Raw genomic sequence first — 16,423 nt, 5'->3', positions numbered from 1 at the left:
ATTGTTATCCCATTTAAAATTACTTTTCCCAGAAATGGAAATGGTCAAAATAAAAAGATTAAATGACCAATATAAACATCCTGTTTATCAGCAAGATGAAGTTGCAGAATGATTTATTGAACCTAGATGTCTGAACACTGAAATGTATAGCATCATAAAATTAGGAGTATTTAAGGTGCAATACTTTACCAACCCCAACCAACGAAGAATTCGTAATTGCTCAACAATCGGTAGAGCTTTTATAGTCGCTCTATAATGTAATAGATTGATAAAAGGCTCAAATTTTGGTTTGAGCCTTTTTTATGTCTTTCCAACAAAATAAGAGTACTAAAAAGACCGTTGATAAGATCAGACTTTTGTTTTTTTGAGAACATACTTATTTATAATATTCTTTCGAGTATCAAGTTATACGACATAAAGCACAGTATCTGATAAAAGAATGATATTGTGCTTTAAAATTCAAAAAATAGGCTGTTAAGTTATTGAAAAGTAATTAAGTAGAATAAAAAGTGATGTAAATCACAAATGCTGCTATAATCAGCGCAAATTTGAAAAGCTGGACATTCGGGCCAGCTTTTTTATGTCTATTTGAATAACTAATTGGAATGTACTGTGCTAACGACTGCTAACATCACAATGCAATTTGGCGATAAGCCACTTTTTGAAAATATTTCTGTTAAGTTTGGTAACGGTAACCGTTATGGTTTAATCGGCGCGAACGGCTGTGGTAAATCTACCTTTATGAAGATCTTAGGTGGCGAGTTAGAACAGTCTGGCGGTACAGTTTCAACAGATCCAAATGAACGTATGGCTAAATTAGGCCAAGATCAGTTCGCATTCGAAGAATACACAGTAATCGATACTGTAATCATGGGCCACAAAGAGCTATGGACAGTTAAAGAAGAGCGTGACCGTATTTATTCTTTACCTGAAATGTCAGATGAAGATGGCATGCGTGTTGGCGATTTAGAAACTCAATTCGGTGAAATGGATGGTTACTCAGCAGAAGCTCGCGCTGGTGAACTTCTACTAGGTCTAGGCCTTCCTGAGTCTCTACACTTTGGCTTAATGAGCGAAGTTGCTCCTGGTCTTAAAGTTCGTGTTTTACTAGCACAAGTTCTATTCGCTGAACCAGACATCATGCTTCTTGATGAACCAACGAACAACTTGGATATGCATACTATTGCGTGGTTAGAAGACATTCTTCTTGCTCGTAACTGTACAATGATCATCATCTCGCATGACCGTCATTTCTTGAACGCAGTATGTACACATATGGCTGATGTGGATTACGGAAATATTTGCCTATTCCCAGGTAACTACGACGAATACATGACAGCAGCAACACAAGCTCGTGAGCAACTTCAAGCAGACAATGCGAAGAAGAAAGCACAAATTGCTGACTTACAAACGTTCGTAAGCCGCTTCTCTGCAAACGCATCAAAAGCGAAACAAGCGACTTCTCGTCAGAAGCGTTTGGATAAAATTGAACTTACAGAGATTAAAGCATCTAGCCGTCAATCTCCGTTTATTCGTTTTGACCAAGAAAAACCACTTTTCCGTAATGCATTAGAAGTTGAAGGTCTAAAGCAAGGTTATGGCGAAAACATCTTGCTTAACGGCGTTAACCTGATGGTTGAAGTGGGTGAGCGCATTGCGATCATCGGTGAGAATGGTATTGGTAAATCAACACTATTGAACACGCTTGCTGGTGCAATGGAACCAATGTCAGGCATGATCAAATGGTCTGAGAACAACAATATTGGTATGTATGCGCAGGATCACGGACACGATTTCGCTGAAGATCTAAATCTATTAGATTGGATGGGACAGTGGAAACAAGAAGGCGATGACGAGCAAGTTGTTCGTGGTATTCTTGGCCGTATGCTTTTCTCTCAAAGCGATATCAAGAAATCAGTTAAAGTAATTTCTGGTGGTGAGCAAGGTCGTATGTTATTTGGTAAGTTGATTATGCAACAACCAAACATCCTATTAATGGATGAACCAACAAACCACATGGATATGGAATCTATCGAAGCATTGAACTTGGCGCTTGAGAACTACAAAGGCACATTAATGTTTGTATCTCATGACCGTCAGTTCGTATCTTCAATCGCAACACGCATCATCGAAATCACAAAAGATGGCGTTAACGATTTCCACGGTACATACGAAGAACACCTAATCAAACAAGGTTTAAAAGGCTAATTTAGCTAAAAACCTAAACAGATAAAATAAAATGGAAGCTTATTAATAAGCTTCCATTTTTTATGTCTGGACTATTATTCACCAAGTTGGATATGTTTTTGGGTTGTGTTGTGACTTAAAAAAGAGAGAGGATATCAATTGTGTTTTTGATAACTACCTCTACTCAATATAAGCTATGTTCACCTTAAGTACTGGAGATAAGTTATGTTGGCAGATATCGATAATGATAAAACATTCAATCGAATTGATACTATTTTGGCGTATATCCATGAAAATATGGATAGCCCATTATCTGTTGAGATACTTGCAGAAATGAGTTGCTGGTCTCGTTGGCAATTACAACGAGTGTTCCTAAGCCATACCGGAATGAATGTGGCTCAATATGTACGAGAGCTACGTTTAAGCATGGCGGCTATTGAGGTGCTGAATAAAAAATACCGTATGTTAGATATTGCTTATTTATATGGGTTTACTTCAGAGATAGCCTTTAGCCGTTCTTTTAAACAATACTTTAAAATGTCGCCGCGAGAGTATCAAAAACAAGGTAAAAAAATAGGAATTCGTAAACCGTTTCTAAAAAGTCAAAGTCTGACAGAGATCCAAGGCTCTGGTTTTTATCAAGTGCGATTAGAATATAAAGAGAGTTTCACGTTAACGGGATTGCCTATCACGCTGCAAGGTTTGCTTTCAGATGTTCCTGATTTTTTAGATAAAGTTCCTCAAATATGGGAAGATCTCGATGGGTATTTAACTCAGATGTCTTCATCTCCAGAGAGTAAATATGGCGTAATTGACACTCGAAATGATACCGAGTCCCTAATCTACTGGGCAGGTATTATTGAAGATGAAAGTCTATCGTCAGTATTAATGTCGTTAAATGAAAACGTATCACAAGTTATCATCCCATCTCAAGAATACGCGGTTCTGCCTTATATAGGTCATTCAGGTGGCTTTGCGAGGTCTGTTGAATGGTTGATCTCAGAATGGTTACCGTTATCAGGCCATCAAGGCATTGAAGGATTTGATCTTGAAATTTATCACCTGAATGAAAATGAAGAAATTATTGATGTTGAGTATTGGTTGCCGATCCGTAACTCGTAGCTTTTGTTATAAATCAATTTATCAGTAAAAATATTTATTCATGCCCCAAATTGTTAACTTTTCATAAAATAAATCATTATACTCATGCGCAAGAGAATCATTCTCATTAGCATTCAATTTTAAGAGATTGTAAACAGGATTATAATGAACGTATCTACAAACCATTCAACATTTAATGTTTCGTTACTTGCAACGGCAATTGCTGCTTCTTTTTTCTTTCCTATTTCAGCAATGGCTAATGACAATAACTCTTCTGATGACATTGAGACGATTTCAATATTTGGTCAGGCTTATCGTAATACCGCAACAAAAACATCGTTAGAGCCAGAGGAAACCCCTCAGGGCATTACTATTCTCGATGGTGAAGCATTAGAACAACGCAGTGTTAAATCTCTTAATGAGGCACTACGCTATGTTCCTGGTGTGACAACCGAGCAGAAAGGTGGTGCAGTGACAATGTACGATACGTTCAATATTCGTGGGTTTGATGTAAACCAAAGCTATTATGATGGTTTGGTTTTACAAGGCTTAAATGGGTGGAATTTACAACCTCAGATTGATCCTATTGCGCTTCAACAAATTGAAGTATTTAAAGGGCCAACGTCAGTATTATATGGGTCAATGCCACCGGGTGGTATGGTTAATATGATCGCCAAATCACCACAAAAAGAAAAAAGTACGGATGTAAAATTAGCAACAGGTACTGGTAATCTAGTGGAAGCCTCTATTGATACGACAGGGCAGTTTGGAGACAGTGATTTCTCTTATCGTTTTATTGCCCTTGCTCGTCAAAAAGATGGTCAAGTTGATTACACAAAAGAAGAACGCTACGTTATTGCACCATCAGTTGATTGGCAAGTCAGCGACCGAACGCTGATCAACTTTAATATGTATTATCAGAATGATCCGTCAATGGGTATGAATTCTTCGATGCCATCTTCTGGAATGATTTACGACAATCCAAATGGCAGTACAGATCCGTCCACGTTTGTTGGAGATAAAAACTGGAGTACGTTTGAGCGTGAATTCTTTATGGCTGGTTATAAGATCAACCATGAGTTCAATAATAACTGGTCATTCTTACAAAACTTCCGTTATATGAATGCATCGCTGTATCAAGAGAATACATACCATATTGAAAGTAACTTTGATGCATCAACGGGCAATCTTGATCGCAATATTTACAGTACTGATGAAAGCTCAACTGGTTATACGATTGATAACCAACTGTCTGGTCGTGTAGTGACTGGAGGTATTGAGCACAATCTGTTGTTTGGTATTGATTACCAGAAATTAGATGGTGACTCACTTTATCAAGAGTTTGGTACGACCAATCAGTTTGGTAATTTTAATATTTTCAATCCAAACAATGACATGATTGATAAAAGTAAACTTACCAAGTCTTATGAATCGAAAGAAAAAATCAGTGTTGAACAATTAGGGTTCTATACTCAAGATCAAGTGCGAATTGATCGTTTAGTTCTGATTGCCGGTGGTCGTTTCGATCAATATAAATCAAGCAATACAACAAGCACAACGTCTAAAGATGCAGATCAAAGTCAATTCTCATACCGTGTTGGTGCACTGTATGAGCTTGAAAGTGGTTTCTCACCATTTATTAGCTACGCAACCAGTTTTGAACCAGCTGCCGGTCTTGATGGAAAAGGTAACGCTTATGATCCTGAATTGGGTGAGCAAATAGAGGCGGGTGTGAAATATGATTCAGCTGATTATACAAAAACAGCGTCAGCGTCTGTGTTTAGAATCGTGAAAAGTGACGCATTAATGTCAGATCCGACAGACCCATGGGGACCTCAATTGCAAATTGGTGAAATCCGTTCTCAAGGTGTTGAGCTGCAAGGTCAGTGGATGATTAATGATAGCTGGGACGTCGCTGCAAACTATACGTACATTGATATGGAAATTACCAAAGACAGTGGTAATGACTTAGAAGGTAAAACACCAATTTATGTACCAACCCATGCTGCTAGCCTTTGGTCTAACTACTATATCTACGATGGTATTCTAACGGGAACACGCATTAGTGGTGGTTTACGTTATGTGGGTGAAATGGAAATGGATGCGAACAATACAGACAAAGTGCCTGATTATACGGTTGCTGATGTCTCTATTGGTTATGAGTTGGATGGATTAAGTGAATCATTGGCTGGTGCAACGGCACAACTAAGTGCAACTAACCTATTTAATACCGAATATTACAGTTGTTATGACTCGGCTAACTGTTGGTACGGTGCAGAGCAAACGGTAGAATTGAGTGTTAATTATAACTTTTAAGCTTAGGTAAGAAAAAGGGGAAGTACGTATCATTTTACGTGCTTCTTTTCTTGCGTTTTTGCCATGAAAGAAATGAATTAGGCATGACACAAAGAAGTCCATTTACACACATAAATGATGTAGCAGTATGTATCAACTAAACAATATAAAAGTGATCAGGGACGAACGTACGATTCTTGATATTGATGAATTAACAATAGATCCAACGGCTTTAACTGTCGTGCTTGGCCATAATGGCTCGGGTAAATCGACCTTGGTGAACTTGTTGGCGAATCAATTTTCACCAGAAGAAGGTGAAGTGAGATTAAATCAACAACGACTGTCTACGTTAAATTCGAAAAAATTCGCTCAAAAAGTGGCGTTTTTACCTCAAAAATTACCAGAAGTCGCAGGGCTTAATGTTGAAGAGCTTGTTCGCTTAGGCCGTTATCCTTGGCGTGGCGTTCTTGGACGTTTTAATAAAGAAGATGCTCAGATTATTGAAGAGTCGATGATCAAAACTGGCGTACAAACTTTTCGTTCAACATTGGCTGATCAACTTTCTGGTGGGGAAAGACAACGAGCGTGGGTGGCGATGTTATTAGCTCAGCAAGCGGATATTTTGATTTTAGATGAGCCAACATCCGCATTGGATATTCATCACCAATATCAACTCATGGGACTATTGAGCGAGTTAAACCAACAAACGAAAAAAGGGATCATTGTTATTCTGCATGATCTTAATTTAACGCTGCGTTATGCCACACAAATCATTGCACTTAAAGGCGGAAAAGTGGCCTTTAAAGGTGAAGCAGGTCATTTGCTTGATGATGCGTTATTGTCTGACTTGTATGGCACTCCGATCACCTTAATTGATCATCCTATTCATAATCATAAAGTTGCTATCGTATGTTGAAAAATCGTATTCCTTCGCTTATCACTCTTCTATTTTTGATGGTAAGTCACACTGCATCGGCTCAATTTGTTGTGCAAGACAGTCGTGGTGAACAAGTTCTGGATTCCATACCTCAGCGAGTTGTTGCATTAAACTGGGATCTTGCAGAGCAACTGATAGAACTTGGTGTTACGCCTGTCGCAATCACAGATACGGCGGGGTACCGTGAGTGGGTAGTACAACCTGCACTGTCGAGTGATATTGAAGATGTAGGTACTCGCGCAGAACCAAATTTTGAGAAAATAGCGGCGGTAAAACCGGATGTGATTCTTGTTGCTTCTCCGCAGGCCGATTTAATTCCTCAGTTAGAAAAAATAGCCCCTGTGTTGTATTTTCAAACTTACTCTGCGGATCATGATAATAGCTTGATGGCGATTAATAACTTTGAAGCCATTGCCCTTATGTTAGGAAAAGAGAAAGTCGCACAAGAAAAGTTAATTGAGATGGATACCGAGATAGCAGAATTAAAGCAGCAGTTAGCTGACGCATACGGTAATGCGTTACCAGCCGTGTCTGTGTTTCGATTCGCAACGATGACCTCGGTCTTTATGTATGGTGATAATTCAACAGCGCAATACGCGTTAAATCAGTTAGGGTTTACCACTGCGTTACCTCAAAAAAGTAACCAATGGGGAGTAACACAACTTCGCTTAACAGATCTTCGTCATATTGATGATGGCATTGCGTTGTATATAGAACCGTTTAATGAAGAGAGTAAATTAAACAAATCAGTGATTTGGAATGCGATGCCTTTCGTACGTGCCCATCGAGTGAATAGTGTTGAATCGGTATGGAGTTATGGTGGCGCAATGTCGATAAAATACACAGCGCAAGCATTGGCAAAAAGCCTACTTGAGGTAGCACCTAAATCAATCAATGTTAGTGGTAATAATGAGTAGTCAGTTGAAGGGCGTTTCTTTCCGTTATCTGTCGGTACTTTGTGTATTGATTGGGTTGGTGGTTGCTACGTTTCAATTTGATGCTGTATTGAGTTTATCTCAGCAATGGCAAGCAATAAGCCAAGCGAGTGTGGATCTCACTTTACTTGATGACTTTGATAAGATCATCTTTGTTGAGTCACAATTGCCTCGTTTAATCATGGCACTTTTGGTTGGTGGAATGCTTGGGTTAGTCGGTAGCTTAATGCAACAATTGACTCAGAATGCCCTCGTTTCCCCAATGACACTGGGTACGGCATCTGGTGCGTGGCTAGCCTTAGTGATTATGAATGTGTGGTTTGCTGAGTATGTGGCTGATTATGCGTCTATGGCGGCACTCGTTGGGGCATCGCTCACGTTTGGTTTAGTCGTTGCTATTGCTGGTATTCGAAATTTATCAGGCTTACCTATCGTATTATCTGGCATGGCTGTGAATATTTTTCTGGGTGCAGTTGCCACCGCTATTATTTTATTAAATGAGCAATATGCAAAGAACTTGTTTATTTGGGGGGCTGGGGATCTGGCTCAGAATGGATGGGATCAAATTGTATGGTTATTACCAAAACTATCAGCCGCTGTACTTATTTTTATCTTCGCGCCTAGAGTCTTAGCATTATTACGTTTGGGTAATGTTGGCGCTGCGGCTCGCGGGCTTAATGTTATTCCTGCTTTCTTTAGGTTATTTACTGTTGGTTTATGGCTGGTTTCCTCTTCGATTACTGTGGTTGGCGTGATCAGTTTTATTGGTTTACTTGCACCGAATATTGCGCGTCATTTAGGGGCTAGAACACCAAAAGATGAATTGTTCTTTAGCTTATTATTAGGCGCTACGTTATTAGTTGGTACTGATTTATTGGCGGTAGTGCTCAGTCATTACACAACAGATATGATCCCAAGTGGAACGGCGGCGGCATTCATTGGCGCACCTGCACTTATTTGGTTTACTCGAAGAAACATGAGCTCGCAAGATCAACTGTCGATCAGTTTACCAAAAGGAAAATCGTATTTACCAACAGGGTTAATTCCATCATTGATTGTGGGTCTTGTGGTGGTCGTGGTTTTAGCGGTTGTGATAACAAAAGATTCAACCCAAACACTTCATCCGTGGGTAATGATGCTCCCAAGTGAGTTCAGTTGGGAGTTAAAATGGCCAAGGCTACTTACCTCTTTATCTGCAGGGGCCGGATTGGCAGTTGCCGGCGTATTATTGCAACGATTGATTTATAATCCTTTAGCAAGTCCTGATATTTTAGGTATCTCAGCGGGAGCGACATTGAGCTTAATTGGTGGCAGCGTTTTCTTAGGGTTTAATATCTTTGAAGCCGCGCCTCTTGTGACTTTTTGTGGAAGTTTAGCGGTATTAGTGCTGCTACTGGTGCTAGGGAAGCGTCATCAGTATGCGCCTTCTATGCTCATTCTTACTGGGATAGCATTAACGGCGTTAATCGATGCTTTAGTCCAATTTTCATTAGCAAAAGGGAATGAGGATTCATATTCATTATTGAATTGGCTTGCCGGTTCTACTTATCGAGTGTCTCCCCAATCTGCTTTTGTTTTGTTCTTTTGCGTCGTTTTATTGGTGGCTTTTGCGTTATTAACCCATCGTTGGCTAACCCTTATTTCAGCAGGGCGATTGTTTGCACAAGCCAGAGGGCTAAACGTAACTAAGAGTTTTATCGCATTGCTTATTTGTGTTGCGTTACTTTGTGGTGCAGTAACTGCTACCATGGGGCCGATTGCATTTATAGGCTTACTTGCTCCTCATATGGCGGTTCTTTTAGGGGCGAAAAAAGCATTTGAACAGATTGTCGTAGCGGCATTAATTGGCGCTTGGTTAATGGTGATTGCTGATTGGTTAGGTCAGCATATTTTATTTCCATCTCAAGTGGCGGCAGGAACGTTAGTGTCAGTGATTGGTGGCATTTACTTTATTGGGTTGCTGATAAAAGGCCAACGCTCTGCACATTAACAATAGACGTTCAATAATGGCTAGCCTTGTATTGATATTGGCTAGATGAATTTAATTAATTAGCGATTTGATTATGATAAAAATGACGAAAAAAGCATGGCTATTGGTCATGATGGCACAACCAATAGCGGTATATGCCAGCGATTTAGGAACGGCTCAAGCCATTCAAAATAAGACCAATACGGCTTCAGCCCAAAGCCAGACTCGTATTAGTCATAGTGCCGATTCTACTTTATCGTTGCGTTCTGATATTGAGCAACTGGAAGAAGAAGTTAAAAACCTCGATGTTTACCGCAAGCATTTAGAGGCATTAGTAAAAGATCAACACAGTGAATTGAGTAATATTGATCAGCAAATTTCAGACATTGAACAAACTCGTCAAGGGGTCGTGCCTTTGATGTATAAAATGATTGATGGTCTAAAACAAACGGTTAAAAACGATAAGCCTATTCGTATTGAGCAACGTAATCTTCGCATTGAAAAGCTAGAGACAATGATGACAGTGGCGAATGTCAGTGATGCTGAGAAGTATCGTCGTATTTTAGAAGCGTATCAAATTGAACTGGATTACGGCATTAAATTGGGTGTTTACCAAGGTAAAATCACGCTTGATGATGATAAAACCATTGAAGCAAATATTTTGTATTTAGGTCGAATTTCTTTAATTGCACGTAACTTTAACCAAGATAAATATTGGGCTTGGGATCAAAAAGAAAAGTCATGGACATTATTAGATTCTTCACTTAATTCGGATCTTAATCATGCGTACGCGGTAGCAAATAAAGAGGTAGCCCCAAGCTTACTTACATTGCCTGTATCACTGAATGTTACTGAGGAGAAATAAGATGAATTACGTATCCACACTTCTTAGTGTTTTATTATTAAGCCTTTCTTTTTCAGTGGCAGCTCAAGGTGATTTAGCAAGCAGTGCACAAACTCAAAATAAATCACAAAAATCGCATGATGTGCAGCGAGAATCGGGGTTTAAGCAAACAGAACAAACGTATCTACAACAGAAAAAAGAACTTGCAGAACGTAAACGCCAAGTTCAAAAAAAGATTAATGCATTGACGAAAACCTTCAGTGAAAATGAAGGGCTATTAGCAAAACGAGAAGAGAAACTGCGCTTAGATACTGGCAGTTTAGGTGAATTGTTTGGTGTGGTTCGTCAAGCTGCGAAAGAGTTGAAAAGCGAAAATCAAACCAGTGTTACCGGTGCGGATAATCTTCAATACTCACAAGCGGTAAACACCATCGTATCCGCTAAAACGTTGCCAACCTTGCCACAGTTAACTGAATTATGGATGAGCATGGATGAACAAATCCAGGCCAGTGGTGAGCTGAAAAAAATTAATACCAATGTGATTGATGGTGAAGGTCAAACCGCTTCTCAAGCGTCATATCGCTTAGGATCGATAGGCTTAATTGCCGATCAAGGCTACTTGAATTGGAATGGCACACGTAAAGACGCCACTTATTATGTTAAGCAACCAGATAATGGCCCAAGCTTGAGTTCACTGTCTGATCTTGCAAGTGGTGATATGGAAACGATGGTTGTCGATCCGTCTCGTGGCTTTATGATAGACCAACTGGCATTAACACCAACCTTGGTTGAAAGACTGCAAGCGGGTGGTGTTGTAGGTAAAATCATTCTTGCGTTATTAACATTAGGATTGGTGATTGCGATTTTCCGAGGCGTTAAATTAGCGATTATTCAACAACAAATAAAAACACAGTTGAAGAACCCAGAAGCACCAACCGACAATCCGTTAGGCCGAGTGTTATCTGTTTACGATGAAGAAAAACATCGCAGTGTTGAGTCATTAGAATTGCGTTTATTAGAAGCGATTGTGGATGAACAACAAGGGTTAGAAAAAGGCCTTTCAATGTTGAAATTACTTGCAGCCCTTGCACCAATGCTTGGTTTGTTAGGCACCGTTACTGGCATGATCGAAACATTCCAAGTGATTACTCAGTTTGGAAATGGGGATCCTAAAGTGATGGCTGGAGGGATCTCGATGGCACTGGTCACTACCGTTCTTGGCTTAGTTGCTGCAATGCCGTTGTTGTTTGCTCATAATATCTTAAGCACTCAAGCTGAGAATATACGCAGCATTTTAGAGAAACAAGGCATTGGGTTAGTCGCAATACAGGCAGAAAAGCAACCAAACCCAATAGCGAAAACTACGGTAGGAAGTAACATCTAATGGCAATGTCATGGCTATCTAATTGGCTTGATACGTTACTGCAATTTATGGCGCAAGGTGGCCATATTTTGTGGTGGCTGGCTGGGGTTGTGGTTGTATGTTGGTTATTTGTGGTTGAGCGTGTGATATATCTTGGTTTTTATTTTCCAAAGCGCCGGCAACAATGGGTAACACAATGGCATCAACGCAGTGAACATGAATCTTGGTATGCTCATGCGATTCGTGACAGTTGGTTAAATCAAGCGCATATCGAATTAAATCAAAATTTAAACCTAATCAAATGGTTAGTATCAATTTGCCCAATGTTAGGATTGTTAGGTACGGTTACAGGGATGATTTCTGTTTTTGATGTGATGGCGACATTAGGCAGTAGCCAACCGAAACTGATGGCCTCTGGCATCTCACTGGCTACGCTACCAACGATGGCGGGTATGGTTGCCGCTCTTGCTGGATTGTTTGTTCATGCACGTTTAGCAAAAACGTGTCGTTTACGTGAATTGAAGTTAGAAAAATCATTAAGGAGTCCAACATGAGACTCGGAAGACGCGATACAAAAACAGAAGAAGCCCAAATTGATTTAACCTCAATGTTGGATATTGTCTTTATCATGCTGATTTTTTTCATTGTGACGAGTTCGTTTGTACGCGAATCAGGGGTTGAAGTGAATCGCCCTCAAGCATCTAATGTAACAAGCCAGAAAGACGCGGGCATCTTTGTTGGCATTAACGCATCAAATGATATTTACATCGATAAACGAATCGTAGATGTAGAGCGTGTGCAAGCGACGTTAGAGCATCTGTTATTAGAGCAACCTGATGCCTCTCTTGTGATCCAAGCGGATGAACATGCGTATAACGGAACCGTAGTTAAAGTGATGGATGCAGCAAAAGGCGCGGGCGTGAAGCAAATTGCATTGGCTGCGGAGAAAAGATAGTGCTTAGGTTATTGATGGCGTTACCTATTGCACTGGCTATTAGTATTGCTTTATTTTCCGTGATGGCATGGATGGTAGACAATGGTAATCAAGGAAAACCGGAAGCCAGTGAAAATCTAAGCTTTACTATGATGATGGTTGAACCTGAAAGTGATCTTCAACGTCGTCAACGTTCTGTTCCTGAGCAGCCTAAACCGCCAGAATTACCACCAGAAACGAAAGTATCTCAATCGCAATCAGAGATGTCTTCGGTGATGCCTGTAACGCCAATGTCTTCGGCTGGTTTAGATACGGCGATTAACGGATTAAAAATAAGCGCTCCAACGTCGTTCGGAAGTTTTACGACCAATCAACAGGCAATGCCATTGTATCGCGTAGAACCACGATACCCGAGTAGAGCATTAAAACGAAAAATTGAAGGCTACGTTATTATGTCTTTTTCTATTGATGAAACGGGCGAACCTTTTGATATCGAAGTCAAAGAAGCGGAGCCAAAACGAATATTTGATCGTGATGCGGTTCGGGCACTAAAACAATGGAAGTACCAACCTAAATTGGTAGAAGGGAAAGCCATTGTTCAGCAGAATCAAACCGTTAGATTGGAGTTTAAATTAGCCAAATGATGAAAAAAATTGCGTTAACGGTTCTTTTTATATTGCACATACAAGGTGTGACGGCGGCGGAATTGAGTCGATATACCGCCACAAAAGTACAAAGAGCACAAAACCTTCAGCAAAATGAAAAGTTGGATGAAGCCATCGATATTCTTGCGGATGTTGATACATCGAAAGTCTATGATAAAGCATTCGTGGCTCGAATGTTGGGTGTGTTTTATTGGCAGAACAATCAAAAATCACAAGCGATTAAACAGCTTGATTATGCGGTTTCGAGTGGTCAATTACAGGATAAACAAGCGTGGACAACCCGAAAGATGTTGGCCGATATCCTCTTAATGGAACAAAAGTATAAAGCGGCACTACCTCATTACTATCAATTGGTTAAAACGGTACCAAAGAATGAAAAAGGGGATGAGTTATGGCTTAGGATCGCTCAGATCCATTATCAGAGCTCAGAGTTTGCACCAACCCTTAAAGCGATTGGTCGATATGAATCGTACCGCAAGCCTGATGAATTAACGCCATTGTCGTTAAAGTTTGGTGCGCAAGTTCAACTCAAACAATGGAAGCAAGTTGTTCCTACCTTAGAGCGGTTAATTGTTCTACAACCTGAAAAATTAACGTGGTGGCGTCAGTTAGTTACAGCTCACTTGCAGTTAGGTCAAACCAAGCAAGCATTAAATGTATTGGTGTTAGCGGATATCAACAAATTATCTCTTCCTGAACAAGACATTAAATTGTTGGCTCAGTTATATGCAAAACAAGGTATTCCAGAGAAAGCCGCACAGACATTAGAACGCTTATCAACAGCAAATACTGACGTTGATTTATTGGTAGAGCAAGCCGTGCATTGGCAAAATGCGAAAGAGTGGAATAAGTCCATTGCCTTCTGGAGTAAAGCCGCAAAGATATCATCTCGTTATTACTGGCAAGAATCCCAATTACTTCTACAGCAAAAACAGTATGAAGCCGCATTGAGATCGTTAAATGAAGTGAACGATCCTAAGAAAAAACAAGCGGTGTTATTGGCGAAGGTAAAAGCGTATTACAAGCTGAATCGTTTAGAAGAAGGGTTGATTAATGCGAAAAAAGCCAATGATATATCAGCGTCTAATGAAACGAAGGGGTGGGTTAACTACTTGTCTAATTTGAGGCAATTAGAATCTCAATCTAAGATCTAAAAAAATGGAAGGTTAGCGATAACCTTCCATTTTTATATATCGATCTAGAACTAAAATTAGAACACGTTGCAAGCTATTGTGCTAATGCGTCAAATTCTGTAATTGGCGCTCGTCCACGTAGAGCAAGAAAGCTTAAAAACTGCTTAGGAGTGTGAGTAATAATCTTATCTAATGGAAAATCGACAGTATCAATTAACAATTCTACTTTCTCAAACTTACCAATATCATCACAGAAATGTGCATCACTACCCGTAGTGATAAACGCGCCTAATTCTTTTGCTGTTTTTGCTATCTCATAACAACGGTCAATACTTCCTATTCGACTTCCGCCTTTAAGAGACGTGTTATTAATTTCAATGGCGACATTATTATCGGCAGCACATTGAATCACCTCTTTAAAGTTAAAATCAAAATTGGGATTACCCAAGTGACCTAAGGCATCAACTCGACCTGATTCTATAATCTTGATTAATGCTTGAGTGTGTACTAACTTATTTGTAGGAGTAAAAACGGGTTCATGAAAGCTAGCAATCACCCAATCGAGGTTTTGGTCAACAGAGGGGGGGATATCGATATCTCCGTCAGTATTACGGATATTGACTTCGCAGCCTCTGATGATGGCAACGCCATGAAGAAAACGGGGTAAGACTCGCTGATTGCTAAAGAACCAATAATGTGGCGCCCCAGGCATTAAAGAGGCATGGTCAGTTGTACAAAACATAGGTAAACCAAGCAGAGAGGCTGAAAAAGCGTTTTCACTAATGGTGCTGTAAGCGTGACCACTAGCGTAAGTGTGAGTATGTGTATCTACCTGAATGCGCATTTGTTTTCTCCATTAAACAGCGATGTGGTTAGTATAACTTATTTATGCAACTTTTAGCTTTGACATTTGTCTGACATTTGTCTGACAAAGTGTAGGAAAAAGAGAACTACTATTCACGCTATTGATATAAAACATATATATTCGAGATTTATTATGATTAATACTGAAAAACTAAAGAACGAGTTAAATGAGCTAACGGTCTACCAATTACGTAGTCTACAATATGCAGTCGCAAAAAAATTAGAAGAAAAAACAATGACTAAATCAGAAAATGCACTGCTTACTGATGAAGAATTAGATATGCTAGCAGAAGTAATGAGAAGTAATGAGAAGTTGATTGTTACCTGATCTAAACCGCTATTTTACCGTTAATTTAAACAATCATGCCTTCTTTTTATCCGCTGCTTTATCATTCTTGATGTACTACAAAATAATAGCAGTTTCCCCTTTTCGTTCAAACTCTAAATCAAGCGACCCTAATGCAGATCGCCTTATCTAGAGCCGATTAAACTACGCTATTACCCTACGAATAACCAAATCGCGACACCAATCATTAAACTGCCTGAAATACGGTTCATAATTTTCACGTTATTAGACTGACCTAATACACGTTTTAAGCCTTTTCCGCCTGCCGCATAAAGTGTCATACATAAAAATTCGCAGATCAAAATAATAGAAACAAGAGCGATTAACTGCGGTCCAATTGGATTACTTCCATCAATAAATGGAGGAAGTAAAGAAACCATAAAAGCCCAACCCTTAGGGTTTGCTATTGCAGTGACAAAACCCTGAATGACTAAATCCCAATCTTTACTTTTAGGTACTTCAGTTTGCTCTGCACTCATAGCAAGTTTGCCTCTTGAGCGCCACATTTGAATCCCAATATAAGCAAGGTATGCTGCACCAATGGCCTTAAATATAGTAAATAACCAAGGGTAATTGAGCATAATGGCTGCAACGCCTAACACCGCAGCAATCGCAACAACTGCGACACCGACTAATTCGCCCATCATCATCCACAGGGTACGACGATAACCAATACTCATTCCTAAGCTAAGTGCTAATGTCATGCACATACCAGGAGTAACAGAAACAAAGAAAAAGGTTGGGATAAATGCCCATAAAATTGCAGTATTCATTTATATGTATCAAGTTTAAAGAGGTAAGCAAAATAGAGTACGGAAATCAGGATTAAAATCAATGTAAATGTTTACAT

Annotated in this window: 15 protein-coding genes; 13 read left to right on the top strand and 2 right to left on the bottom strand. The window is 39.6% G+C overall.

Annotation, left to right across the window (positions count from 1 at the left end; all coding sequences use genetic code 11):
• Window positions 1–612: 612 nt before the first annotated feature.
• The 12 genes from A6E03_RS16875 (at window position 613) to A6E03_RS16820 (ending at window position 14,384) form a co-directional block, all read left to right on the top strand.
• A complete protein-coding gene (locus A6E03_RS16875) occupies window positions 613–2,208 on the top strand; it encodes an ABC-F family ATPase (RefSeq protein ID WP_065592591.1) in 1,596 nt (531 codons plus the stop codon).
• Window positions 2,209–2,412: 204 nt separating this feature from the next.
• Window positions 2,413–3,309: a helix-turn-helix domain-containing protein gene (locus A6E03_RS16870; protein ID WP_065601350.1), complete on the top strand. Its 897-nt coding sequence runs from the start codon at window positions 2,413–2,415 to the stop codon at window positions 3,307–3,309.
• 144 nt (window positions 3,310–3,453) lie between these two features.
• Window positions 3,454–5,604, top strand: a complete 2,151-nt coding sequence (locus tag A6E03_RS16865; protein ID WP_065601349.1) for a TonB-dependent siderophore receptor — start codon at window positions 3,454–3,456, stop codon at window positions 5,602–5,604.
• 127 nt (window positions 5,605–5,731) lie between these two features.
• Window positions 5,732–6,499 (top strand): ABC transporter ATP-binding protein, encoded by a 768-nt coding sequence (locus A6E03_RS16860; RefSeq protein ID WP_065592588.1) that lies wholly within the window; start codon window positions 5,732–5,734, stop codon window positions 6,497–6,499.
• Window positions 6,493–7,437, top strand: a complete 945-nt coding sequence (locus A6E03_RS16855; protein WP_065601348.1) for an iron-siderophore ABC transporter substrate-binding protein — start codon at window positions 6,493–6,495, stop codon at window positions 7,435–7,437. The genes A6E03_RS16860 and A6E03_RS16855 overlap by 7 nt, the downstream gene beginning before the upstream one ends.
• Window positions 7,430–9,445, top strand: coding sequence for a Fe(3+)-hydroxamate ABC transporter permease FhuB (gene fhuB / locus A6E03_RS16850; RefSeq protein WP_065601347.1), 2,016 nt, complete (start codon window positions 7,430–7,432; stop codon window positions 9,443–9,445). Before A6E03_RS16855 ends, fhuB begins: the two co-directional genes overlap by 8 nt.
• A gap of 82 nt (window positions 9,446–9,527) precedes the next feature.
• The gene (locus A6E03_RS16845) at window positions 9,528–10,289 is read left to right on the top strand and encodes a DUF3450 domain-containing protein (protein ID WP_065592585.1); all 762 of its coding nucleotides are present in this window, start codon (window positions 9,528–9,530) and stop codon (window positions 10,287–10,289) included.
• A 1-nt stretch (window position 10,290) separates the two neighbouring features.
• Window positions 10,291–11,652, top strand: coding sequence for a MotA/TolQ/ExbB proton channel family protein (locus A6E03_RS16840; RefSeq protein ID WP_065601346.1), 1,362 nt, complete (start codon window positions 10,291–10,293; stop codon window positions 11,650–11,652).
• Window positions 11,652–12,185 (top strand): MotA/TolQ/ExbB proton channel family protein, encoded by a 534-nt coding sequence (locus A6E03_RS16835; RefSeq protein WP_065592583.1) that lies wholly within the window; start codon window positions 11,652–11,654, stop codon window positions 12,183–12,185. The genes A6E03_RS16840 and A6E03_RS16835 overlap by 1 nt, the downstream gene beginning before the upstream one ends.
• A complete protein-coding gene (locus A6E03_RS16830; RefSeq protein WP_012552168.1) occupies window positions 12,182–12,586 on the top strand; it encodes a biopolymer transporter ExbD in 405 nt (134 codons plus the stop codon). The genes A6E03_RS16835 and A6E03_RS16830 overlap by 4 nt, the downstream gene beginning before the upstream one ends.
• Window positions 12,586–13,209, top strand: coding sequence for an energy transducer TonB (locus tag A6E03_RS16825; protein WP_065601345.1), 624 nt, complete (start codon window positions 12,586–12,588; stop codon window positions 13,207–13,209). The genes A6E03_RS16830 and A6E03_RS16825 overlap by 1 nt, the downstream gene beginning before the upstream one ends.
• Complete coding sequence (locus A6E03_RS16820; RefSeq protein ID WP_065601344.1) at window positions 13,206–14,384, top strand: lipopolysaccharide assembly protein LapB; 1,179 nt, start codon at window positions 13,206–13,208, stop codon at window positions 14,382–14,384. The genes A6E03_RS16825 and A6E03_RS16820 overlap by 4 nt, the downstream gene beginning before the upstream one ends.
• Before the next feature lie 73 nt (window positions 14,385–14,457).
• Here the strand turns inward: A6E03_RS16820 and A6E03_RS16815 are convergent, their stop codons facing one another.
• A complete protein-coding gene (locus A6E03_RS16815) occupies window positions 14,458–15,207 on the bottom strand; it encodes a phosphatase (RefSeq protein WP_065601343.1) in 750 nt (249 codons plus the stop codon).
• Window positions 15,208–15,360: 153 nt separating this feature from the next.
• Here A6E03_RS16815 and A6E03_RS16810 point away from each other — a divergent pair, with 153 nt between their 5' ends.
• Window positions 15,361–15,555, top strand: a complete 195-nt coding sequence (locus tag A6E03_RS16810) for a hypothetical protein (protein ID WP_065592578.1) — start codon at window positions 15,361–15,363, stop codon at window positions 15,553–15,555.
• A 170-nt stretch (window positions 15,556–15,725) separates the two neighbouring features.
• Here A6E03_RS16810 and A6E03_RS16805 read toward each other — a convergent pair whose 3' ends face one another.
• Window positions 15,726–16,346 carry a LysE family translocator gene (locus tag A6E03_RS16805; protein WP_065601342.1) on the bottom strand — a complete coding sequence of 207 codons (621 nt, stop codon included), beginning with the start codon at window positions 16,344–16,346 and terminating at the stop codon, window positions 15,726–15,728.
• Window positions 16,347–16,423: the final 77 nt, after the last annotated feature.

This window comes from Aliivibrio sp. 1S128 (assembly GCF_001691065.1).
Lineage (GTDB): Bacteria > Pseudomonadota > Gammaproteobacteria > Enterobacterales > Vibrionaceae > Aliivibrio.
Note: the sequence above shows the minus strand (reverse complement) of the source record. Positions and strands in the feature narration are given on the sequence as shown.